Source organism: Pseudoalteromonas sp. NCIMB 1079 (assembly GCF_040567695.1).
GTDB classification, from domain to species: domain Bacteria; phylum Pseudomonadota; class Gammaproteobacteria; order Enterobacterales; family Alteromonadaceae; genus Pseudoalteromonas; species Pseudoalteromonas distincta.
The window spans coordinates 679835-702817 of sequence record NZ_JBEWZA010000002.1; the positions used below are offsets into that span (position 1 = coordinate 679835).

Annotated in this window: 19 protein-coding genes and 1 pseudogene; 7 read left to right on the forward strand and 13 right to left on the reverse strand. The window is 39.0% G+C overall.

What is annotated here, in order from left to right; translation table 11 throughout:
* Positions 1–91 precede the first annotated feature (91 nt).
* Both ABX891_RS19705 and ABX891_RS19710 read left to right on the forward strand, forming a co-directional pair.
* Entirely contained in the window at positions 92–2482 is a 2391-nt protein-coding gene (locus tag ABX891_RS19705) for a TonB-dependent receptor (protein ID WP_165743775.1), read from the forward strand.
* 113 nt (positions 2483–2595) lie between these two features.
* On the forward strand, positions 2596–3543 hold the full coding sequence (locus tag ABX891_RS19710; RefSeq protein ID WP_010553611.1) for a carbohydrate kinase family protein: 948 nt from the start codon (positions 2596–2598) through the stop codon (positions 3541–3543).
* A gap of 38 nt (positions 3544–3581) precedes the next feature.
* On the opposite strand, the gene ABX891_RS19715 is transcribed toward ABX891_RS19710, so the two are convergent.
* The 4 genes and pseudogenes from ABX891_RS19715 to ABX891_RS19730 all read right to left on the reverse strand — a co-directional run bounded on the left by ABX891_RS19715 (position 3582) and on the right by ABX891_RS19730 (position 6038).
* Entirely contained in the window at positions 3582–4040 is a 459-nt protein-coding gene (locus ABX891_RS19715; protein WP_354630456.1) for a nuclear transport factor 2 family protein, read from the reverse strand.
* A 157-nt stretch (positions 4041–4197) separates the two neighbouring features.
* Positions 4198–4577 (reverse strand): annotated as a pseudogene (locus ABX891_RS19720) (SpoIIAA family protein).
* Between the two features lie 98 nt (positions 4578–4675).
* Entirely contained in the window at positions 4676–5368 is a 693-nt protein-coding gene (locus ABX891_RS19725; protein WP_354630457.1) for a cupin domain-containing protein, read from the reverse strand.
* Between the two features lie 49 nt (positions 5369–5417).
* Positions 5418–6038, reverse strand: coding sequence for a glutathione S-transferase family protein (locus tag ABX891_RS19730; protein WP_354630458.1), 621 nt, complete (start codon positions 6036–6038; stop codon positions 5418–5420).
* A gap of 387 nt (positions 6039–6425) precedes the next feature.
* Here ABX891_RS19730 and ABX891_RS19735 point away from each other — a divergent pair, with 387 nt between their 5' ends.
* On the forward strand, positions 6426–6944 hold the full coding sequence (locus tag ABX891_RS19735; protein WP_024597781.1) for a TetR/AcrR family transcriptional regulator: 519 nt from the start codon (positions 6426–6428) through the stop codon (positions 6942–6944).
* Between the two features lie 87 nt (positions 6945–7031).
* Here ABX891_RS19735 and ABX891_RS19740 read toward each other — a convergent pair whose 3' ends face one another.
* From ABX891_RS19740 to ABX891_RS19765, 6 genes are all read right to left on the reverse strand, one after another.
* Positions 7032–8501, reverse strand: coding sequence for a carbon starvation CstA family protein (locus ABX891_RS19740; RefSeq protein ID WP_010553606.1), 1470 nt, complete (start codon positions 8499–8501; stop codon positions 7032–7034).
* A 258-nt stretch (positions 8502–8759) separates the two neighbouring features.
* Positions 8760–9677: a carbohydrate kinase family protein gene (locus ABX891_RS19745; RefSeq protein ID WP_354630459.1), complete on the reverse strand. Its 918-nt coding sequence runs from the start codon at positions 9675–9677 to the stop codon at positions 8760–8762.
* A gap of 2 nt (positions 9678–9679) precedes the next feature.
* On the reverse strand, positions 9680–11203 hold the full coding sequence (locus ABX891_RS19750) for a mannitol dehydrogenase family protein (protein ID WP_354630460.1): 1524 nt from the start codon (positions 11201–11203) through the stop codon (positions 9680–9682).
* Between the two features lie 60 nt (positions 11204–11263).
* Complete coding sequence (locus ABX891_RS19755) at positions 11264–12985, reverse strand: purine-cytosine permease family protein (protein WP_354630461.1); 1722 nt, start codon at positions 12983–12985, stop codon at positions 11264–11266.
* 61 nt (positions 12986–13046) lie between these two features.
* A complete protein-coding gene (locus ABX891_RS19760; RefSeq protein WP_354630462.1) occupies positions 13047–13232 on the reverse strand; it encodes a hypothetical protein in 186 nt (61 codons plus the stop codon).
* 34 nt (positions 13233–13266) lie between these two features.
* A complete protein-coding gene (locus ABX891_RS19765) occupies positions 13267–13941 on the reverse strand; it encodes an HAD family hydrolase (RefSeq protein ID WP_354630463.1) in 675 nt (224 codons plus the stop codon).
* A 427-nt stretch (positions 13942–14368) separates the two neighbouring features.
* On the opposite strand from ABX891_RS19765, the gene ABX891_RS19770 reads away from it, so the two are divergent.
* Together ABX891_RS19770 and ABX891_RS19775 are read left to right on the forward strand one after the other, a co-directional pair.
* Positions 14369–15895, forward strand: coding sequence for a catalase (locus tag ABX891_RS19770; protein WP_354630464.1), 1527 nt, complete (start codon positions 14369–14371; stop codon positions 15893–15895).
* A gap of 99 nt (positions 15896–15994) precedes the next feature.
* A complete protein-coding gene (locus ABX891_RS19775) occupies positions 15995–16510 on the forward strand; it encodes an ankyrin repeat domain-containing protein (RefSeq protein ID WP_010553600.1) in 516 nt (171 codons plus the stop codon).
* A gap of 100 nt (positions 16511–16610) precedes the next feature.
* On the opposite strand, the gene ABX891_RS20605 is transcribed toward ABX891_RS19775, so the two are convergent.
* Both ABX891_RS20605 and ABX891_RS19780 read right to left on the reverse strand, forming a co-directional pair.
* Entirely contained in the window at positions 16611–17228 is a 618-nt protein-coding gene (locus tag ABX891_RS20605) for a TonB-dependent receptor domain-containing protein (protein WP_502936062.1), read from the reverse strand.
* Positions 17201–18658, reverse strand: coding sequence for a TonB-dependent receptor plug domain-containing protein (locus tag ABX891_RS19780; RefSeq protein WP_502936059.1), 1458 nt, complete (start codon positions 18656–18658; stop codon positions 17201–17203). The genes ABX891_RS20605 and ABX891_RS19780 overlap by 28 nt, the downstream gene beginning before the upstream one ends.
* 674 nt (positions 18659–19332) lie before the next feature.
* Here ABX891_RS19780 and ABX891_RS19785 point away from each other — a divergent pair.
* Positions 19333–20889 carry a PepSY-associated TM helix domain-containing protein gene (locus ABX891_RS19785; RefSeq protein WP_354630465.1) on the forward strand — a complete coding sequence of 519 codons (1557 nt, stop codon included), beginning with the start codon at positions 19333–19335 and terminating at the stop codon, positions 20887–20889.
* An 83-nt stretch (positions 20890–20972) separates the two neighbouring features.
* Here ABX891_RS19785 and yddG read toward each other — a convergent pair whose 3' ends face one another.
* Positions 20973–21881 carry an aromatic amino acid DMT transporter YddG gene (gene yddG, locus ABX891_RS19790; RefSeq protein WP_354630466.1) on the reverse strand — a complete coding sequence of 303 codons (909 nt, stop codon included), beginning with the start codon at positions 21879–21881 and terminating at the stop codon, positions 20973–20975.
* A gap of 445 nt (positions 21882–22326) precedes the next feature.
* Between yddG and ABX891_RS19795 the strand changes: the two genes are divergently transcribed.
* Positions 22327–22980, forward strand: a complete 654-nt coding sequence (locus tag ABX891_RS19795; RefSeq protein ID WP_004334664.1) for a TetR/AcrR family transcriptional regulator — start codon at positions 22327–22329, stop codon at positions 22978–22980.
* Positions 22981–22983 lie beyond the last annotated feature (3 nt).

The following is a 22983-nucleotide window of genomic DNA, read 5'->3' on the forward strand; positions in this document are numbered from 1 at the left end:
ATTTGCTTATTGTAAAATATTTGTTATTTTTACTTAATCGATTAAGTGAAAATAACAAATCCTACTGGGATCAACACAACGAGGCGTTCACATGACAACACACAATACACCTTTATATTTAATCAGCGCTTTAGCACTTGCCGTAAGTCAAGGCGTTAACGCACAAGAAACAGACCAAGCAACACCTGAAGCATCACAAAACAAAGGTCTTGAAACAATAGTTGTAACCGGCGTACCACGTCGAACAACAATCATGGCTTCAAGCGTTTCAGTTAGTAGCGTATCACTTGAACAAGTTCAGGTGTCTACTCCTCGCTCAACAGCCGAGGCTTTTAGAATCATTCCTGGTATTCGTGCAGAATCGACAGGTGGCGAAGGTAATGCAAATATTGCTGTTCGTGGTTTACCTGTAGCATCAGGCGGTGCTAAATTTCTACAATTACAAGAAGATGGGTTACCTGTAATGCAATACGGTGACATCGCTTTTGGTAATTCTGATATTTTTATGCGATTAGATAATACGGTGCAAACAATTGAATCGATTCGTGGTGGCTCAGCATCTACTGCAGCAAGTAATGCACCTGGTGGCATTATTAACTTTATCTCTAAAAATGGCGAAAACGAATCTGGCAGTGTGTCTACAACACTAGGCTTAGATTACGACAGCGTTCGTACAGACTTTGAATACGGCACTTACTTAACCGATAGCGTGCGTTTTCATGTTGGTGGTTTTGTTCGACAAGGCGAAGGCCCGCGCGAAACAGGTTACACGTCTAATAAAGGTGGCCAAATTAAAGCTAACCTTACAAAAGATTTTGAAAATGGCTACGTTCGCCTTTATTACAAACACTTAGACGATAAGAGTGTTGGCTACCTTCCTATGCCAATGTACTCAAATGGTGACTCTATTGCTGGCTTTGATGCGCAGTCAGACACCCCTCACTCAGCGTTATTTACTAAAACAGTGCGCTTAAATGGTGAAAACCAAATTAGCAGCGGCGATATCCGTGATGGTATGAATCCAAAGGTTGACTCTGTTGGTTTTGAAGCTGTATTTGATTTAGATAACGATTGGCGTATTGAAAACCGTTTCCGTAAGTCATCAATTAGCGGTAACTTTAATTCACCTTTCACAGAACAAGTCGGTAGTGCAACATCAATAGCTGAAAGCATTGGTGGCGCAGGTGCAACCTTGAGTAACGCGAACACCGGTGAAGCGTTTAACGATGGTTTAGCAATGAAGATGGTGACATTTGATGTCACAATGAATGACTTCGGCTCTATAGTTAATGACTTTAAATTAACTAAATCGTTCGACGATGATACCAGCCTTACATTTGGTTACTATGCATCTACGCAAAACATTGCTATGTCGTGGTTATGGAATTCTTACGTAATGGAGCTCAAGGGTGACAATGCTGCATTATTAAATGTAACAGGTGCCGATGGCACTGAGTTATCTGAAAACGGTTTATACGCCTACAGTGCATTTGGTAACTGTTGTCAACGTGATTACGATACAGAATACGATACTCGCGCCCCTTACGTAGCATTTTCGACTAAGCTAGGTGATGTCAGTATTGATGCAAGTGCTCGCTACGATAGCGGTGAAGCTCGCGGAACATACGCAGGTGCAGTGACTTCAACAGTAGATATGAACCGCGACGGTGTGATCTCTGTGCCGGAACAAAATGTTGCTGGAATTGATACTGCAAACGCAAGCCCAGTAAACTATGACTGGAACTATTCGTCTTATTCAATTGGTGCTAATTACCAAATTGACCCAAGCCTTGCCACGTTTGCACGTATAAGTAAGGGCGGGCGAGCAAACGCCGACCGACTTTTATTTGGTAAAGTACGCGCCGACGGCTCTGTTGCAAAAGAAGACGCTGTTGATGAAGTGAACCAATTTGAGTTTGGTGTTAAAAAGCGCTTTGATTCATTATCAGTGTTTGCTACTGCGTTTTTTGCCGAAACTGAAGAGCAAAACTTTGAAGCAACATCACAAACATTTTTTGACCGTGAATACGAAGCAAAAGGGATCGAAATAGAATCTACTTACTTTATTGATGCATGGGATTTCCGTGGTAATTTAACCTGGACCGACGCAGAAATAGCCAAAGACGCACTTGCTCCTGAGGTAGTAGGTAATACACCGCGTCGTCAAGCTGATTTAATTTATTCATTAATGGCACGTTATAACTATGAGCAAGGCTCTGCTGGCCTTAGCTTTATTGGTACTACCGATGCATATGCACAAGATAATAACGACCTTAAACTTGACGGTTACACACAAGTAAATGGCTTTGTAAGTTATGACTTATCTGAAAACCTTAACATTGCCCTTAATGTAAATAACCTCTTCGATACAGTAGGTATTACAGAAGCCGAAGAAGGCTCAGTACCTGAAAACAACATTATTCGTGCCCGTGCTATTAACGGCCGCACAACGTCGGTAACTTTAAAATACGCTTTTAACTAAATGTGTGTATTGCGCTGCAGTGAGTAATCACTGTAGCGCCTTTTAAAGAATGAATAATTAACACCCTTCACGTTTTTTAGCCTAGCCTTGCTAGGCTTTTTAGGATATTCCAAATGACCAAACTTCTGTGCTTAGGCGAGCTATTAATTGATATGCTGCCACAAGATGCTAATAACTCTGCCTATTTACCTATACCAGGTGGCGCACCTGCCAATGTAGCTGTTGGCTATGCAAAACTCGGAGGTGAAGCTTCATTTTGTGGTGGTAGAGGGGACGATCATTTTGCCAATCAATTAAGTAATGCATTAGCGCAATACAATGTAAATACAGACTATTTATTTACCATTGCAGGCTCACAAACCGCTATGGTTATAGTAAGCCTTGATGAAACCGGCGAGCGTAGTTTTGGCTTTTATCGCCATAACACAGCCGATGTACTATTAACCCCGGCGCATTTAACGCATATAAATTGGCAAGAAATAAGCACACTACACTTTTGTTCAAACACATTAACCGAATCAGCAATTGCCAACACAACAGTTAAAGCGCTAGAACTTGCAAAAGCGAATAATAAGCTCGTCAGTTTTGATGTAAATTTACGCTACAGCTTGTGGGAAAACACAAGCGATATAGCAAGCAATGTAAAAGCTTGTTACACCTATTGTGACATAGTAAAACTCTCGCGTGATGAGCTTAATTTTTTAGCTCAGCATAGTGATACAACGAGCGATGATTACATTCAAACGCTATTAAATACCGGAGTAAAACTGGTGTTTTTAACCGATGGGCCAGAGCCTGCCAAGGTTTACCACAGCGCATTTACACTTAACGAATCTGCACCAAAAATAAACGCCGTAGATACAACAAGCGCAGGGGATGCATTTATAGCGGGGGTTTTATACTACTTAAATAACTTAGGAAGTGATTTACCACTAGCAGATAAACTAAATGATAAAGCGAGCGTAAAAGACGCCCTGCACTTTGCTCTTAAATGTGGTTCTAAAGCGTGTTTAGCAAAAGGGGCATTTCCGGCATTACCTGTACTGGCTGATGTACTTTAAATGATTAAAGCCCCATATTACGGGGCTTTAAATCAGAGTTATATCTGTTGCTTTATAAAGGTGACACCTTTAGGTATTTCATCTTGAGGTAACCGAGTAGAGTGCATTTGCGATAACAACCATTTATCGCCCACTTTTGATACAACAACGCTTTCTAACCAATAAATATCAATACTTCTTTCGGTGTTTTTAATATTGGCTTTATTCCAGTAATTAATAAAAGCAACATCACCCACTACACGCGAATTTATAACACTAAAATAATTAGTTCTTATAAAGTCAGAAGGCTTAACAACATTTATAAAGTCATTAATAGTCCACACTTCACCGTGCTCTAAAAGTAAAAATGAATCATCAACGGCTGCACGCATTTGCGTGTGATCAACGTTAGAAACAGCCAAAAAAAGATCGCTCACCGGCGTGAATATGTTGTTATCTTTTGCATGTATTGATGTAGAAAATATCAGGAATGTAATAAAGGTAAGTACTTGTTTCATTGTTTTTATAATGTGTAGTTTGCTCAATAATAATGAGTGTATTTTAATAGAGCAGTATTAACAATTGAAATAAACCGAATGTAACTACCTAACAATGTTACCCATAGAGCAAAAAAGCACTCTATAAGAGTGCTTTAATTTAATTTTTTCAATCAAGCTATTCATCTAGCCAATCTATGGCTGCGGTAGCATTTTCAAAGTACTGAACCTCACCCGAGATAAACCAGTTACCTATTTTTGCCATTCGAGCTTGCCACTCTTTATTACCGTAAATAGCTACTTTTTTAAATTCTTTAGAGTGCTTAACACCTAACTTGAGGTCGTCCCACGCTGCGCGTAATTCCCAACCTTCAAGTTCGCTACCATCTATTAAGGCGTTTACAACTGGGTGCTTAACTTCGCCAAGAGCTGAATTTATCATTGGGGTAATTATTTTGTAGTCGTCGTGAGTAAGCGTACCAACGGCTTTAAGTTTTAAAAAAAACTCTCTCCTGCACGTTCAAGACCAATCGATAAACCATGTGTTGTGTGTACCATTACTGCTCTCCTTAAATAGGCTGAGCGGTAAAAGTACACCTTCTAAAATTAATTAGTCCTGAACTAAATCAATAAACAACCTCAAATAAACGACTCAGTTACGCATTTTTTACGCGAGATATCTGGTTTTCTACATCAGTTAAATGGCCCGTTTTAAGCCATACTTTTGCACCATTAATTCCCGCTTTAACGTTAACGGAGCTATTAATAGGCACTCTTAACCAACTGTTTTTTACAAGGGTATCGGCTTGCTCTTCCAATGAGCCTTCAAGTACTAGCAGCTCTGCTCCACCTTTTGCGCTTATAACCATGCAGGCATTGGGCTCAAAGTGCAACAAGCATACCTCTTCAAAGTCATCTTTGTATAAAGGGGTTACGGCTACATTGTTAAAACTAGGATGCGCCGTACTTTGCATCAAGTCTGTTTGCAAACGCACGTGCGTTCGATCCTCTGGCTGAAACTGCCATAACTTTACAAATATAACGCAGCCATTTTCAGACCCCGGTTTGTGCTTTGATTGCGGTGGATTACGGATATAAGAACCTGCCTCAAAGTCACCGTGTTCATCTTGAAATACCCCTTCAAGCACAACAAACTCTTCTCCGCCCGTATGTACATGCGGCGAAAATTCACTACCAGGTGCATAACGTACAATGGTCGTTGCGCGAGCAACTTCGTCGCCCACTCTATCGAGCGCTCGCCTATCAACGCCCGCCATTGGCGATGCAACCCACGGGAGCGTTTCGCTATGTACCACAACTCGTTTACTAAAATCGGCAGCAATTTTCATATTTGGCTCCTAACCGTAACTCCACTTAAATTTTAAACTAACAACCTAATTAACCAGCAACACTTGGGCGTTTTGCCATTTTTTCTTGCCATGCAACTAAATGGGTAAGCTCATTCGGGATTACTATTTGGGCAAATCCAGCAAATACCAGCCCAGCATACAATGTAATGTCAGCAATACTAAACTGCTCACCAGCAACAAACGTCGATTGCGCCAATACATCATTAAAATAGCTAAACCCTTGGCGTGCTTTTTCGCCTTGTTTTTCACCCCAAGCCACATTTTGATACGTTTCAAGCTCTGGACCTAAGCCATCAGTTGCATGATGAAAGTAAGTTGCCACAGCGTCAAGCACCATAGATTCTGCGCGCTTTTGCATCATGTTAATTACTGCACGCTCTTTTGCGGTTTCACCCATTAAAGATGGGCCTTCAAATGTGGTATCAATATACTCAGTAATAGCGGTACTTTCTGATATAAACGTGCCGTCATCTAGCTCTAATACTGGCACACCTGCTAATGGGTTTTTAGCTAAAAAGGCTTTTGTTCTGTGTTCACCATTTAATAAGTCAACAGGTACAAACTCAACATTCGCAGTGGCATTTTTTTCAGCTAAAGCGATACGAACACGAAGTGGATTTGGAAAGTTTTCTACATCATAAATTTTCATAGCAATCTCTACCTTTATTGTTTAGAAGTGAATTAACGGCAAACCTACCTACCGATAGGTAATTTATAATGTTAAACCAAATTTAAGTCAACGTTTAAATTATTCTAATTTATAGGATTTAACTTAATTCGTAATAAAATTAGGGGGTTGCTTAAAAGTAAAAACGCTTGTAAATAACTACCTACTGGTCGATAATTTTACTATACCAATTGCATTAAATAAGTGATTTATTATTGCGCTAAGAAAATAGCGCAATAACAAGGCGAGAATTATGAGATATAGTTGTTCTATATGAATAATTTTTAACGCAGTTAGTGAGTTGTTTAATGCGATACAATGATCATGTTTTAATAAAATTGGTATTACTGCAGATAGGAAATATTCAAAATGAGTAAAAAAGAAGCTTTATTAAAAGCAGCTGAAAACAAGGTGCGCCTTGGCGGATACAGTAATTTTAGTTTTAGAGAGCTCGCCAGCGAAGTTGGAATTAAGAGCGCCAGTGTGCACTATCACTTTCCGACTAAGGCCGATTTAGGTGCTGAGCTTGCTCATCAATATACTAATTCTTTTTTAGCTGCGTTAGGCGAGCCAAGCGAGCTTAAAGCAAGCGGTAAAAATCCTATTGATGTGTACACTCAGCTTTTTAGAAGTGCATTAGTAACCGATCGTAAAATGTGTTTATGTGGTTTGCTAGGAGCCGAAAGCGATAGCCTTCCAGATAAAGTACGCCTTGAAGTAAAACGTTTTTTTAATCAAAATCTAACATGGCTTAGCGCTGCGCACTTAGCTAATGGTGAACTCAACCCTACTAAAGCGGCTATTCAAACAGTGAGCTTGCTTGAGGGCGCTATGATGATAAGCAAAACGCTCGACGATAACAGTTACTTTGAACTTGCAACTCAGTAATACCTAAATTTAGTACACAAAAAAAGCGAGCTATTCATTATGAATAGCTCGCTTTTTTAATGCTTGAAATAACTTATGTGATTATTATTAAACCGCTGTTGGTTTAACTTTATGCTTAGAGTGCACAATAGCTAAAACAATTAAGCCAATAACTGTTACTACAGCGCCAATAGGTTTACCTAAATCACTTGATAAGTTAAGGCCAATTGCGGCAGTACCAATATAAGAAACCGTTACCGCAGTTGCTATAACAGCAGGAACACTGGCAATCCAATGGAATGTACCACGGTCAAACAGGTACTTAGTGGCAAGCCATAATACGCTTGTAGAAAGCAGCATGTTTGAAAATGCAAAGTAGCGCCAAATTAATGAAAAATCGAGTTTCGTCATAAAGTAAGCAATAGTAAGTATAGGTACAGCCACTAATAAGCGATTACGTAAACTTTGCGGAATATTAAACGCATCAACAACTGTTAAACGTAGTGAGCGGAACGCTGTATCACCAGAAGTAATTGGGAAAACGGCTACTGCAATAATTGCCATTATACCGCCAAATACACCTAAGTAACTGTTAGCTACATGGTTTACAACTAAACCTGGACCACCTTGGTCAAGCAATGCCTTTAAGCCCGCGTAACCATCTGGGAACGCTGCAATACCAGCAAGTGCCCATACACAACCTACAATACCTTCACACATCATAGCGCCGTAGTAAACTGGACGTACGTATTTTTCGTTAGTTAAACAACGCGCAATAATTGGCGCTTGAGTAGAGTGAAAACCACTAATAGCACCACAGGTAATTGTTATAAATAACAATGGCCATGTTGGTAATCCATCTGGGTTTGGCTCTAAAAAGTCATGTGCGTGGTCAGCTTCAAAGTAAGCTAAAAAGTCACTTGGTACCGGTAAGTGCGGCGCATTAATAAGTAATGAAATAGCAATTGCCACTGTCATTACAATCATTAGCGCACCAAAAATTGGGTAAAACTTAGTGATAATTTTATCAATTGGTAGCAAGGTAGCTAAAAAGTAATACGCTAAAATAGCGAGTACCCAAAAGGTATTATTTGCCAGTATTGTACCTTCAAAAAAATCAAGGTTACTTAGCAAACCTGCAGGGCTCATAATAAATACTACACCTACAAAAAACAGTAGCATGGCAGTAAATACAAGCATAAAGCCTTTAAATACGACGTTGTAATAATGGCCTGCGATTTCTGGTAGGCTTTTACCGTCTTCTTTTATACTCATTACACCTGAGAAGAAGTCGTGTACAGCGCCACCTAAAACATTACCAAGTACAATCCATACTAGTGCAACTGGTCCGTATAAAGCACCTAAAATTGGGCCAAATATTGGACCTACGCCAGCAATGTTTAAAAACTGAATTAAAAATGCTCGTACAGGGTGAATAGCTACGTAATCAACACCTTCGCTAAAGCGTTTTTGTGGTGTGTCAGCAGTTGAATCCAAACCGGCTTGTTTTTCAACAAATGGGCTGTAAAACTTATAGCCCAGTATTAAAATAGTGAGGCAGATAAAAAAGATGATCATAAAGCACGTTTCTCTTTTTGTATTTTAGTTATAGAGCGCATTGTGTGTCGCCCCGCCTTTTCAATCCGTGAATAATCGACGAACGATAACAAAGCTTTAACCCTCAAACAATAAGACGTTTAGCTAATACAATAATCAATATAAGCCACTATTTACGCAACCTGCGCACTTAACACTCACTTATCGCCTGCGTCTTATTTTAGGCACAAAAAAAGCGGTTAAACTTTTACGTATAACCGCTTTCACACACAATGTTTTTTAAAGTGGGTTCATAAACTCACTAATTTGTTCATGCGTTAAAGTAGGTGTTGCACCAGAACTTTCGGCGACCATTGCTCCAACGGCACATGCAAAGTCAACGGCATATTGCGCGTCGTCGTTGCTACAAAGCTGATAAATTAACGAACCTAAAAACGAATCCCCTGCGCCAACAGTGTCAATTACGCTAATTAAATAACCTGAATTATAAAAATTTTCGCCTTTGATTGTTAATAAAGCACCGTGGCTGCCTTTGGTTACACATAAGTAATCGGTATTTGTTTGCTGTGCTATAAACGCTAAATTTTGTTCAAGCGAATGAAACTTACAACCCATCGCTTTTGCAATTTCGTATAGCTCTTCATCGTTTAACTTAATAAAGTCTGCTTTATTCATTAAATCTACAAGTGTTTCTAGCTTGTAATGCGGTGCACGTAGATTTACGTCAAATACCTTAAAGTTTGCTACATCAACTAGTTGATTTAACGTTGCTAAAGACGCTTCGCTTCGCCCAATTAGGCTGCCAAATACAAATACATCGCTACTTTTAACTTTACTAAGTAACTCATCGGTAAGCGCTATATTATCCCACGCAGTATCTGCCACTATTTCATAACTTGCAGAGCCACCACTGTCGAGCGTTACCTCAACCGTGCTAGTTTTTTTGTCACTATTAATAGCAATGTATTCGCAGCTTACGCCTTTGCTAGTAATTTCGCCTAGTAACTCAGCGCCTAACTCGTCGTTACCAACAGCGCTGATCATGTCGGCGTTTATGCCCAGTGAGTTAATACGCACACACATATTAAGTGGCGCGCCACCTAAGCGTTTACCTGAATCAAAACAATCCCACAGTACTTCGCCAAAACAGCTAACACTTACGTTTTCGCCTGATTTATGATTAATTAAAATGCTCATAATTAGTTACTCTTTTGATCAAGTACAGCCTGCATAATGGCTTTAATTTTACTATTAGGTGCATACAACGCAGCAATCGACTTTTTATATTCAGCAGTAAACGTTTCGTTATGCTCAAGCTTACCAAACAAGCTCGTTAACTTTAAAAATGCAATCGGGCTAGTTTGAGTCTCTTGCGCGTAAGAATTAAGCTCTTTGTGCATCGCATCTTGAATTTCAAGTTGCTCGCCGTTTTCACTTAAACCTTTATCGCTGTATAAACACCAAGTAGCAATAACAAGCGTTGCCAGTGAAACATCTCGACCTTGTACTAGGTTTTCGTTAATTGTGGCAATTAAAAACTTAGGCAGTTTAGCTGAGCTTTCACTACAGATACGCGCTAGGCTGTCTTTAATATTAGGATTAGCAAAACGCTCTATTAACGTATCTTTGTAACTTTCAAGGTCAATGCCTTCAAGTGGTTCAAGATTTGGCGTTACTTCTTTATCCATAAAAGCACGTAGGTATGTGGCAAATAATTCATCCGATACCGTTTCGTCAATAGTGCCATAGCCATGGATTGAACCTAATAAACCAAGTACAGAATGCCCAGCATTTAGTAAACGTATTTTCATGGTTTCATAAGGCGTTACATCAGTAACAAACTGTGCACCAACAACATCCCAATTTGGACGAGAGTCACTAAATGTGTCCTCTATTACCCATTGTGTAAACGACTCACAGGTAATTGGCCACTCGTCGCTAACACCATATGCATCAACCACGTAATCAATATCACTCTTTTTAGATACTGGTGTAATACGGTCAACCATCGCATTTGGAAACGATACGTTTTGCTCAATCCACTCACTTAAGTCTTTGTCTTGCTCTGTAGCAAAGGCTAAAAGCATTTTGCGTGTTACGTTACCGTTGTGCTGAATGTTATCGCACGACTGTACTGTAAACGCGCCTAGGCCTTGCTCTTTACGCAATTTTAACGCAGCAGTAATGTAACCAAACGCTGTAATTGGATCGTTCGGGTTATTAATGTCGTTAATAATATCTGGATTACTGTAATCAAACTCGCCCGTTGCAGGGTTAAAGTTGTAACCGCCTTCGGTAATAGTAAGCGACACAATTTTAGTATCGCTGTGCGCTAGCTTATTGATTACCGCTTGTTTGCCCTCTGGAGCAAACAAAAAGTCGATCATTGAGCCAATTACTTTGTTATCTATTGTACCGTCTGGGTGTCTAACAGTAAGCGTGTAAAGGTAATCTTGCTGCTTTAAAATATCACGCAGACCACGGTTACCCTCTAAAAGGCCAACACCACATATACCCCATTGCTCAGAGCCCGGAGTTTTTAAAAGCTCGTTAACATATACCGCTTGGTGAGCACGATGAAAGCCGCCTACACCAATATGAACAATCCCCGCTTTAACGGCGCTACGGTCGTAACTTGGTGTGTCAACATGGCTTGGTAATTGAGCCAAGCTCTGTTGGTTTAGCCCTGTAACAAGAGCGTTTGTGTGTTGATGTTGCGTCATGGTGCGACCTTACTAAACAAAAATAAAATATAAATTACGATACTGTATTACGATAAGTAATTACGATGCTGTATTGAGTACTTTATGGCGTTTTAACGACCAGTACGCAGTAACAAAATAAATAACAGTACAAATAAAACAGGCTATTTCGAATTGCGATTTATTAGCGCTGTACATACTCATAGTTTCACTGAAAAACATCACTTGGCTGGCAAATATAAAAATAATAACCAGTGAAACCGTAGAAACCGCGTTAAGTACTTTGGTAAATACAGAGCTGTCAATTACTGGCTTTGGAATGTCTTTAGCCTCAGCTGCTTGATATTCTTTAATATCACGTTGCTCTTGCTTTTCTGCTGCAATTTCTTGTGTGTAATCGTCACCAGCGCCGTATTTTTTAGCTAAAAGCGTGTAAACAACAATGGTGAAAATCCATGTAGGAATAAACAAGTAGTAAAACGACATTACATCAATTGCGTTTAAGCCAAAGCCAAGCACAAGTGCTAACGCCCAAGATGCTATAGCCGGTACGCTGCGGGTAATATTTTTATATTTAGCCCAATAACGTGTTAAACCAATTTTAGGAAATAACACATGCTCAGCAAACACAATGCCGCCTACTGGTACAACTAATAAGCCTGCGTAGGTAAGTAGTGGAAGCATTTGAGAAAATACAAATGGGAAACACGCAATAATTACGGTTACAACACCTACAATAGCGGTGGTGCGTTCACGTGATTGATTAACAAATATAGATTGCGCTGCAAGACCTGCACGGTAAAGGTTTGCGTTAGCTGTAGTCCAACCGGCAATAATTACAATAACAAAGCCAGTCCAACCTAATGCATGGTATGCAACATCGCCCGGATCAAGTGATGAAATAGTTGTTTTAAGTAATACCGCAACACCTGCGCCCATAATACCGGCAGAGATCCACGCTAAGTAATGACCAAAAAACATGCCCACACCAGAAAACAAACCATAGCTTTTGCGTTTAGCAAATCTAAAAATAGCCATGTCGATTAAACCAAAGTGAGTTATTGAGTTAGCAGCCCATGCAAAGCCAATCACTTCTAATAGGCCAATGCCCTTTTCACTATCGGCATTGGTGCCCGTCCATATGGAGGAGTCGCCTATGGTCATAAAGTCGCTAAAGCTAGTTAAAGAGGTAGAACCTAATACGTGATTTGAAAGCTCAGGAAATAACGCGAACGAGCCTGCAATAAATATAACAAATAGCCACGGCGCACACAGCTTTGAAAAGTCAGCAACCGTCGAAAAGCCATACATCGCAACAAATACAACAATAGAGCCAACAGCTAAAACAATGGCTACAAACCAAAAGCTATTTGGATACCAATCAAGTTGCGCAGGTATATCAAACAAAAACCGCACGGCGGTGGAGGATACCGTGATCATCGCGGCCGATATAATACTAAAAATAACCACGTTAGCCCAGTTATAGAGCTTGGTCATTGAGTTACCAGCAATTTTGTTTAAGTAGTTATATAAACTTAAGCGGGTTTCTACTGCAATCGGTGCAGTAATCAGCCACCAAGAACACATTGCTAACAGGTTACCTATTAATAAACCAAGTAGAATATCGATGGTTGAAGCGCCTAATGCAACAAACGTTGCACCAATAACAAATTCAGTAGCCGCAACATGTTCGCCAGCATATAGCCCTGCAAAATGTTTCCAGCCGTGAAGCTTATTATTAGCAACAGGAAGTTGCTCTTCGTTTACATCTTTAAATGTTTGTGTGTGTGGACTCGTTGCCATGGTATTTCCTATTGTTAACAGCAAAGCATTTGATACCAATCTGCATAACTATTTGAATAATTTAACGAGTTAAATAAACCCCATATTCAAGCAGATTGGTATAGTACCTAAATACTTTGCCTTTTATAATTTGGCTTATAAACGCATGATGTTTTGCCATGTTTTGTTTTATTTTTAGTAAAGCAAAACCATCTACATTTACATTTTGCGTTTGCTTGCCTGTCAGTGTGTAAGGCGAACAAATCACGTTAAAAACTTTGTTTATTTAAAAAGCTGCGTGTTTACTGCTTTTTAAGTGCAGGGTATGCACTAAAAAAATCTTGCCAATGCGTTAAATGATCAACATTTGGGTAAGCACTGTGTACATGATTAACAGAGCCTTGCATATGTTGCCCACCGCTGTAATGCAGTACTTGCATATTGGCGTCAATTCCTGCATTTACGCCGGCTTTACTGTCTTCAATTACTAAGCAATGCTCTGGCTTTACACCCATTCGCTTAGCTGCATGTAAAAATAAATCAGGCGCTGGTTTACCACGCTTAACTTCGCTGCTGGTAAAAACCGTATCGCTAAAGTACTTACTTAAACTCACTACGCTCAACGCTTTTGCGGTGCGTGCTGGGCTGCTGCTAGTAGCTATACAAATAGGCACAGCTAAATTGTTAAGTACGTCTTCTATACCATCAGTCGTGGTTAGTCCGGTTTCAAATTCGTTTAATAGTGCCTCGCGGTAGTCACTTTCAAAGCTTTCAGGAAGAGTGACATTAAATGCATCCGCTATTTTTTGGCTTACTGTTTTAAAGTTGCAGCCTAAAAAGTGTTGCTGTACATAAGCGCGTTCAATCTCAACGCCTTTTTCAACAAGCATATTAATGAGTACTTGTGCGCTTAAAATTTCGCTATCAATAACAACGCCATCACAATCAAATATCACTAGCTCAATATTAGTATTCATCTTGTCACCTTATTCAAACTGTTTGATTTAGCTAATTTAAGCATAACGAGTTAAGCGCGATTAATATTGTGCAACTTTTTAGCACAATCCAACTATGGGCATAAGCCCATAGGATGAGCATATTCCCTTTATTGCGCGAGTATGTCAACACACTGTAAGTATAAAACGCACCAACGTGGTGAAAATACCGCCAGATAAAACTAAAAACCCTTGTATTTAATAAATTTTATAAAAGCATATTGTGACTAAGGTCGTAGTAAAAAAATTACATTAATGTAAAAAGTGTATCTGCAAATTCATTTCATCTGTTTTACAAATCACATCAATCTAATTAATCAGTTTTACCGAAGTTAATAAAGTTAATACTATCGTTAACAGATTAACAGCCTGCACCACTGCCGGCACTTTTAAATAGATGAGGTCGACAATGAATACTCAAATAAACAAAACAAAATTAACACTAACTGCACTGGCACTTGCAATGGCATTACCGGCAAGCGCAGCAACAACTCTTACTAAAGATAACGGCGCAGCTGTTGGCGACAACCAAAATTCAATTACTGCTGGCGAACGTGGCAGTGTATTACTAGAAGACGTGCAACTAATTCAAAAACTGCAACGCTTTGCACGTGAGCGTATTCCTGAGCGTGTTGTGCATGCTCGTGGTACGGGTGCTTATGGTGTATTTGTGGCATCAAAAAGTTTAGATGATTTAACCATGGCAGCACCTTTTACCGAGGTCGGTAAAGAAACTGACGTTTTTGTACGTTTTTCATCGGTAATTCACTCAAAAGGTAGCCCAGAAACACTGCGCGACCCACGTGGCTTTGCGATTAAATTTTACACCGATCAAGGTAACTGGGATTTAGTGGGCCTTAACTTACCGGTGTTTTTTATTCGTGATGCAATTAAATTTCCAGATATGATCCATTCATTAAAGCCATCACCTGTAGATAACATTCAAGATCCTAACCGTGTTTTTGACTTTTTTTCATACGAACCAGGCTCTACTCACATGTTAACGTGGGTTTATAGCGACTACGGCACACCAGCAAGCTTACGTAAAATGGATGGTTGGGGTGTACACTCTTATAAAATGATCAATAAATCGGGCGATGTTAAGTACGTTAAATTTCATTGGGTAAGTAAACAAGGCATTGAGAATTTAAATGCAAAAGAAGTCGCTGAAGTTCAAGGCCAAGACTTTCAACATTTAACGCGTGATTTATACAGCGAAGTAAATAAAGGTAACTTCCCAGAATGGGATCTATACATTAAAACGCTTGATCCGTCGCAGCTTGACGACTTTGATTACAACCCATTAGATGCAACAAAAATGTGGTTAGGTGTAAAAGAAGTGAAGGCAGGTACATTAACGCTTAATCGCATGCCAACTAACTTTTTTCAGTCAACAGAACAAGTAGCAATGGCACCGTCTAACATTATTGCGGGTATTGAACCCTCAGAAGATAAGTTATTACAAGGGCGTGTATTTTCATACGCAGATACGCAAATGTATCGCCTTGGTGCTAACCATCAACAGTTGCCAATTAACCGTGCAAAAGTTGAAGTGGTTAACTACAACCAAGACGGCGCAATGAACTATGGTAATACTCAAAGCAACGTAAACTATCAACCAAGCCAAGAAAACGTAGCTGAAAACCCAATTGCCCGTAGAAGTAATACAGAGCTTAAAGGTTTTGTACAACAAGCCGCCATTAAAAAGCAGCAAAACTTTGCGCAAGCAGGTGTTTTATACCGTGGTTTTAGCAAGCAAGAACGTACAAACCTAATTAATAACCTAGCAGGCGATTTACGCAAAGTGCAAAACAGCAGTGTTAAACACAAAATGCTTAGTCACTTTTACAAAGCTGATAGCGAGTACGGTACACGCTTAACTAAAGCTGTAAACGGCGATATTAAAATGGTTAAACAACTAGCCGCTAACTTATAAGCAACTAGTTAAAAGCAATTAGTCCCAACTAAATAGCTATTTAAACCACAACCATGAGGAAGGAATAAACCCCTTCCTCTTTTATAAGAGACAATTGTTATGCGTAATTTATTAATTATAGTCGCTCTACTGCTAAGCTTTACCAGTAGCGTTTACGCTCAAAATACATCAGATACACAAACACCCAGTACGCAATCTGAAACCCAACATTCTGCAAAAACACAATACGAGAGTTTATTTGCTTATTACTTTGCCGCAGCACGTACAAACGACACCGCTGTAATAGAGCAATTTGTAGATGCTGGTATTCCTATCGACAGCTACAACAATAAAGGCTACACCGCGTTAATGATTGCTACTTACCATGGTAATAAAAACACGGTCAACACACTTTTACACTTAGGCGCTAATGCCTGTCTAGAAGATAACCGTGGCAACACAGCGCTAATGGCCGCTATTTTTAGAGGTGAATTTAGTATAGCTAAAACACTCGTATCACTTGATTGCGACAACGCGCATCAAAACAAAGCTGGTCAAACAGCCGAGCAATTTGCACAAACATTTGGTCAACAAAAAGTTATAGAGTTACTAGCGCAGGTAAATAATGCAAAATAATCTGCACGCAACAAAAAGCCCTAAAATAATAGGGCTACTTTGTTTATTAAAATTTACTGCTTAATTTTAATAGTCATCCTCATTATTTAATTAATGCACGTTAAAAACGATACGTTACTGAAGCACCTAACGTTTGAGGATTCACTACCGCAACATAACCTGTTGGGTAGGGACCACTTGCAGGTTCAACTGACGTAAATGCTTCTTCATCTAATGCATTATTAATAAAAGCACTCACCAACCAATGATCGCTGTTATAGCTTATTGTTGCACGCGTAATTGTATAACCTCCGGCAACACGCTCTTCTGTATTAGTTAAATCTCCATAGTAATCGTCTACATAATTAGCGCTCACATTTAACTTTAAGCTATCTGTAAACCAATGCGATAACCCTAAACTTGCAGTTAGCTCTGGTGCTGAGTTTAATTCGTTACCTACTGCATCTGAATAAGTCGCTGATTCATCTATTTTAGTTTTTAACAAACCTAGCCCTGCATGTAACTGCCATTGATCATCTAACATGCTATATGCTTCAAGCTCTAAGCCATAGCTATGTGCATCGTCAATATTAGTGATTTTTCGACTTGAGCTTAAGGCTTGATAACCATTAAAGTTATTGTAAAAAATATTAGCACTAATATTTAAATCACCATTATTTAGTACGCTACGCGAGCCTACTTCATAGGTATTTACTGATTCTGCTCGTAGTAATAATATTCTTGTGCAGCAAAATCTAAGGCACCACCACCAGCGTTATAACCACGGCGAGCACTTGCCGATAAGGTAGTGTTGTCAGTTACTTTATATTGAACAGCTACCGTAGGTAGTTTTATCGTATTAGAATTATCTAATTGCTCAACTAATCTGCTGCCACCAAAAGCCATATCAAAATTACGAAGTTGTTCTTCACGCTCAACTCGCAGCCCCGCTGTTAACGTAAGCTCATTTGTTAACTCAAAGCTTGTTTCGCCATAAATTGCTTTAGAGTCACTACTATCGTCACCAAAATAATTGGTTGCACCAACGCTTTTAAAGTCTTGTTCACGGTCAAAATAAGCAATACCTACAAAGCCCGAATAAAAATCACTATTTAAGCCAAAGTTTAATTTACTATCAATTGTGATATTTTTTTCATCCATAGAAATATCAGACTCCGCACTGGCAAGTGCCTCATATGCTTCAAAGCCCCATTCATAATCCATATATGCGAGTAGTATATCGAACGAAAAGTTATCATTTATTTTATAATCAATATTTACCTGAGTCGTGTCTGACTGGGTATCCATATCGCGCTGAAATAAAGGCACATAATCAAACGGTTCATCACCTTCAAAGTACTTACGACCTGTATTACCCTCTTCACTGTAGGTAGAGTAAGTTAGCTGTACAGCTAAATCTGTTGTTGGGGTATACAGTAATTTTGCACGCGTACTACTGGTATTAAGCTGATTTAAGTTTTTATCTGTTGGATTGGTTTCATGTATCGTTGGGTTGCTAAAGGTTTCACCATATACATATTGAGTAGACAAACGAAATGCTAGTACATCTTCAATCAAAGCCCCCGAAACAACAGCGGCTGTATCAAGGTAACTATCTTGATTTCTATACCCAACGCGTACAGCACCTTCAAAATCTTGTGTTGGTGCTTTGGTTGTCATATAAACTGCACCACCAATGCTATTACGACCATTGCTAGTTGACTGCGGTCCACGGTATACCGCTATTTGATCTATATCCCACAAACCTGTATCACCGGTTAAATCAGCTACAAATGGCTGACTTACACCATCAACAAGCGTTGATACTCTTGCTTTAGAGCCTCCACTAAATGAGTTAAAACCTGTTGCACCACCATTACCCGACACACCGCGCATATCTGGCACGGCTCCAGTAAGTACCACTACATTTGCCATTTCTGCCAAAGCTTCTGAAACCGAACCTAGTTGTCCATTTTCTAATAGTGACTTATCTACCACTGCAACCGATGTAATCGTATCTTTGAGTGACCTTTCGATTTTTTCGCCTGTTACAATAATTGTATCTATTGATTCTCGACTTGTTTCATCAGCAAATGCATTGCTTTGAGCCAATAACAAAGAGCTTGTAATCAGTAGTGAAAGTTTATTAAGCTTAAATGAAGCTACCACAGTTATTTCCTTTTATGGATAGTTGTTTTATTTTTCGGAAAAATAGCACAAACATACACTTGTTGCAATTGAGTTTAATTATCATTTAGAATAGCAATATCATTAACAAGTATTTTAATTTATGTTGCAACTTACCCTTTCTCTTATTTTATTTACTGCTACATCCCTGTTTTATCTTAGTAACCGCCACCAACGGCTACTAAGCAAACCCATTAATAAAAGTTGGCGCAAGCTCGCATTTATCCTTTTTGTTATTGCAATACCATTAGCCTTATATGCTTTTTCTAATGCGGCAGCCGTATTTTTTATCATTTTAATGATAATGCTCGCTTTAATAATAATTCCGCTCGTAAGCCTGATTAAACACAAGGAAGTAAAATAATGTCATCTGCACAAAGGCAAAAAATAAAACCAACTTGGCTTGGTAAAAGTTTGGCTGGTTGTTTTTTAGGGCTAGCGCTAGCGTTTATTCTCGTTGCTTTTTTTGCATGGTACGGAGCGGGAGGCATAGATGCGCCCGACAAAGTGCAAATTAATATGTGGATGATACCCATTTTATGGTTAACTATTTTTAGCTTCACCTACCTGTTTAGTTCAGCAAAAAATGCTTGGCTGACACTTGGGGGCTTAAATATAACGCTATATAGTTTATTTATAATTTTAAGGAATTGGCTATGAGAGTAAGAGCCGATATTTTGCGTACCTACCAAGGCGTGCATACATGGACAGGAATAATTGCAGGTTTAGTACTTTTTATAGGTTTTTATGCTGGTAGTTTAACCATGTTTAAACACGAATTAGCACAGTGGGCAAACCCCGCCAGTGCACCAGTGACTAAACCACAAACTAACAATCACCAAACATTAGTTGATCAAGCAATAGCTAAGTACCCTGAGCAAATGGGTAATGGTTTTTCTCTCGATTTATTAACAAATCAAGCGCCACTATCTTGGTATAGCCAAGGTAAAGAACGCGGAATGAAACTTGATAATCAATTACAGGTACTCTATCTAAACCAACAAAATAATCTTGTAATACAGCAACAAAGTGAGAATAAACTTGCAGATTTAATAGATTACTTACATCGAACCGCAGGGTTTGCAGGCGAAATTGGGCACGACCAATCAGGCGTATATATACTCGGTATAGCATCTGCGCTGTACTTTTTAGCATTGGTATCTGGCGTAATTATTTTACTACCCACGCTTGTAAAAACCTTTTTTGCGATTCGAAAAGAAAAAGGTGCCAGTCGCTTTTGGCTCGATAGTCATAATTTAGTTGGAATCGCCAGTTTGCCTTTTCATTTAATTATAGCGTTTACTGTGGTGGTATTTGCATTTCATGATCTAATTTATGATGGTCTATCAGCATTTTATGGCGATAAATCCTTTTTTCAACGACCTGCCCCAGCAGCACATAATTATCATATTGCAAACTTACCAAGCATAAATAAACAGCTCCTAGCGGCAAAAAACTACGCTCCAGGTTATGAGCCAATTCATATTTCATTTAGTCGTTTAAATACAAACAGTCCGACAGCAACATTAAAAATGAGTAATAACAGCGCTGTCGTTCGCGGACCTGATACCGACTACTTATTCTTACACCCCTATACATTAGAAGTACTTAACTCAAGCTATCCGCAAGGAGATGATGGTGTTTGGGGTAATATAGTAGGAAGTTTCTTTTCACTTCACTTTGGTACTTATGGAGGTGAATGGGGACGTTGGGGGTATTTTGTTATGGGACTACTTGGCGCATTCTTATTTTACTCTGGTAACTTATTATGGCTAGACAAGCGCTTTAAACAAGATGCCAACAAACGAAGTACACGATTTATGGCAAATTTAACAATTGGTGTTTGCTTTGGGTCAATGATTGCAGTGGTTGCCACTTTATTACAAGCTAAATGGACTAACCAATATATGGGTAACGCAAATTACAGCTATCTCTATAGTTACTATTTGGTATTTTTTGCCTTTGTTGCTTATACCTTTTTTAAAGGAACTCACCACGCTAGCTATTGGGGCTTAATGGGTATTACACTTTTATCTGCTGGAATGGGGGTTTCAACACTTATACAGGCTTTATTAGCTGATGATTTTTTAAAATATTATCAAAGCGGTTTTGTTGATATTAGCGCTGCAGTATTTGCATTAATATTTTATTATTGTGCAAAAAAAGTTAGAAATAAATCAGTAAGCTATGCCGTTATACCTGCAAAATTATAAAGAAAAACTTAATGAGGCGTATTGCACGCCTCATTAAAGGTATAAATTTAGATTTAAAATATAAAAACATTAACTAACGTAGATTAGTTTACTGTGCGTTTAGGCTTTTCTCGCGTTACAAAGTAGCAAATTAGCGAGCCCACTGTTACCAGTACAACCCCTTGCCAAAACGAAGCACTCAGCGTAATAGATAAATACAACGCCGAAATAATACTAGAAAATACCGGTGTAAAGTATGAAAGCGTACCCAAAAGCATTAAGTTACCGCCAATAATAGCTTGATTCCACAGTGCATAACCGCTCCCCACTACTACACCGGCTAATAGCAATGTTATGCTTGAGCTGAGTGAAAACGTTAATGGCGCTTCATTACTAAAACCATATTGCGCCCACAAACTCATTGCCGTAACAGTAAAAAATAACGTAATGGCATTTTTACCATTACTCAGTTTTTGCGTAACTACGCAATAAATAGCCCATATAAACGCTGCAGCTAATGCCATTAAATAAGTAGCAGGATTATCAGCAAAGTTAGTAACAAGCGTATCGAGAGACATTTCTTGATCGCCTGTAATACACCAAGCAACGCCTAAAAAAGCAATGATCATGCTTGGGTAAACCCAGAAACTTACTTTTTTACGACCAATAATAATAGAGAGCAGTATAGTCAGCGTGGGCCATAAATAATTAATAACCGCCATTTCCATTGCCTGATGACGGCTATTTGCCATACCAATAGAAAGCGCCAAACAAATTTCGTACGATACAAATAATAAAGTACCTATTACCAAGTAACGTTTTGAAAACCCACTAAACTTGGGCACTCCCATAACCAAAATTAAAAATATCGCACTGACAGAATACATAGCCGCCGCACCACCAATAGGGCTAAACAACTCAGAAATATCCCGTAGTAATGCAACTAAGCAACTCCACAGTAATATGGCCGCGACTCCATATAGTGTGTATTTATTTTTGCTTAAAAACCCCATATTCAACCTAAAGTACTACTCGTAAATTTGAAACTAAACTAACAGTAATTATTTAATTAAACAATAAGGGTCTGTTGATCTTTCAAGGTTAAATTTGCAGCAGTCTGTTTGGTATTTAGGCAAGGCAGAGCCTATATAGTGTGGTTATTCCCCATTAATGGGCGATAACGTAGCATTAATGCCAAACAGGCGCTGCCCAAAGGGTTCTTCCTAGGGGCTACTTACTCTTTGTTGCTCGGTTTTTACTTAGCCCACTAGGTTACAAATCTCGCGCCGCGATTAAATAGCCCCTAGTTTGAACAAATTTTAATCCGCAAAGTTCAACAGACCCTAAAGTTAATAGCTTAAACCTCTCGTTTGTTTTTAGCATTCACCCTTTTTAGTAATTGACCTTTTGGTCAGTAAAGCTACAATCAATCAATACGTTAAACACGCAAACTTTATAATGACCACACAAATAAAGCCAAATAAAAAAGAAGTCACACGCGAGAAAAACCAAAAACTAATTTTAGATGCCGCCGAGCAATTGTTTTCGCAATTAGGTTACGACGGAGCAAGTATGAGCATGGTTGCTAAAGAAGCGCAGGTGCCAAAAGCTAATATTTTGTATTACTTTAAAAGTAAGGATGGTCTGTACGAATCTGTGATTGACCGCATAATAGCTAATTGGAACTTAGGGCTTGATAACGTCACAATTAACGACGATCCAGCTACCGTGCTTTATAACTATATTAAAAGCAAAGTAATACTGGCCGTAAATCAGCCAATGCAATCTCGCTTATTTGCTAGTGAAATACTGCGCGGTGCCCCTTATTTACAAAACTACTTTAGAACCAATACCCGCCCTTGGGTTAAACAAAAGGTTGATGTACTTCAAGCATGGATGGACGCAGATAAAATGGATAAGGTTGACCCCTACCATTTGCTCTTTACTATTTGGTCTACCACGCAATATTACGCCGACTTTCAGGCTGAGGTTTTACTCGTAATGAACAAATTAGAGTACGACGAAACCGATGTGGCACAAATTACGCAATCAATTGCCCACATAATTTTAAAAGGTATTGGTCTTAAAATACCTGAGCAAAGTGAGACTTAACCC

Coding starts and splice junctions, on each gene's coding strand:
- ABX891_RS19795 (WP_004334664.1), top strand. CDS start 22,327: ATGACCACACAAATAAAGCCAAATAAAAAAGAAGTCACACGCGAGAAA.
- ABX891_RS19750 (WP_354630460.1), bottom strand. CDS start 11,203: ATGACGCAACATCAACACACAAACGCTCTTGTTACAGGGCTAAACCAA.
- ABX891_RS19745 (WP_354630459.1), bottom strand. CDS start 9,677: ATGAGCATTTTAATTAATCATAAATCAGGCGAAAACGTAAGTGTTAGC.
- ABX891_RS19710 (WP_010553611.1), top strand. CDS start 2,596: ATGACCAAACTTCTGTGCTTAGGCGAGCTATTAATTGATATGCTGCCA.
- ABX891_RS19740 (WP_010553606.1), bottom strand. CDS start 8,501: ATGATCATCTTTTTTATCTGCCTCACTATTTTAATACTGGGCTATAAG.
- ABX891_RS19785 (WP_354630465.1), top strand. CDS start 19,333: ATGAGAGTAAGAGCCGATATTTTGCGTACCTACCAAGGCGTGCATACA.
- ABX891_RS19755 (WP_354630461.1), bottom strand. CDS start 12,985: ATGGCAACGAGTCCACACACACAAACATTTAAAGATGTAAACGAAGAG.
- ABX891_RS19725 (WP_354630457.1), bottom strand. CDS start 5,368: ATGAAAATTGCTGCCGATTTTAGTAAACGAGTTGTGGTACATAGCGAA.
- ABX891_RS19735 (WP_024597781.1), top strand. CDS start 6,426: ATGAGTAAAAAAGAAGCTTTATTAAAAGCAGCTGAAAACAAGGTGCGC.
- ABX891_RS19730 (WP_354630458.1), bottom strand. CDS start 6,038: ATGAAAATTTATGATGTAGAAAACTTTCCAAATCCACTTCGTGTTCGT.
- ABX891_RS19705 (WP_165743775.1), top strand. CDS start 92: ATGACAACACACAATACACCTTTATATTTAATCAGCGCTTTAGCACTT.
- ABX891_RS19775 (WP_010553600.1), top strand. CDS start 15,995: ATGCGTAATTTATTAATTATAGTCGCTCTACTGCTAAGCTTTACCAGT.
- ABX891_RS19770 (WP_354630464.1), top strand. CDS start 14,369: ATGAATACTCAAATAAACAAAACAAAATTAACACTAACTGCACTGGCA.
- yddG (WP_354630466.1), bottom strand. CDS start 21,881: ATGGGGTTTTTAAGCAAAAATAAATACACACTATATGGAGTCGCGGCC.
- ABX891_RS19715 (WP_354630456.1), bottom strand. CDS start 4,040: ATGAAACAAGTACTTACCTTTATTACATTCCTGATATTTTCTACATCA.
- ABX891_RS19765 (WP_354630463.1), bottom strand. CDS start 13,941: ATGAATACTAATATTGAGCTAGTGATATTTGATTGTGATGGCGTTGTT.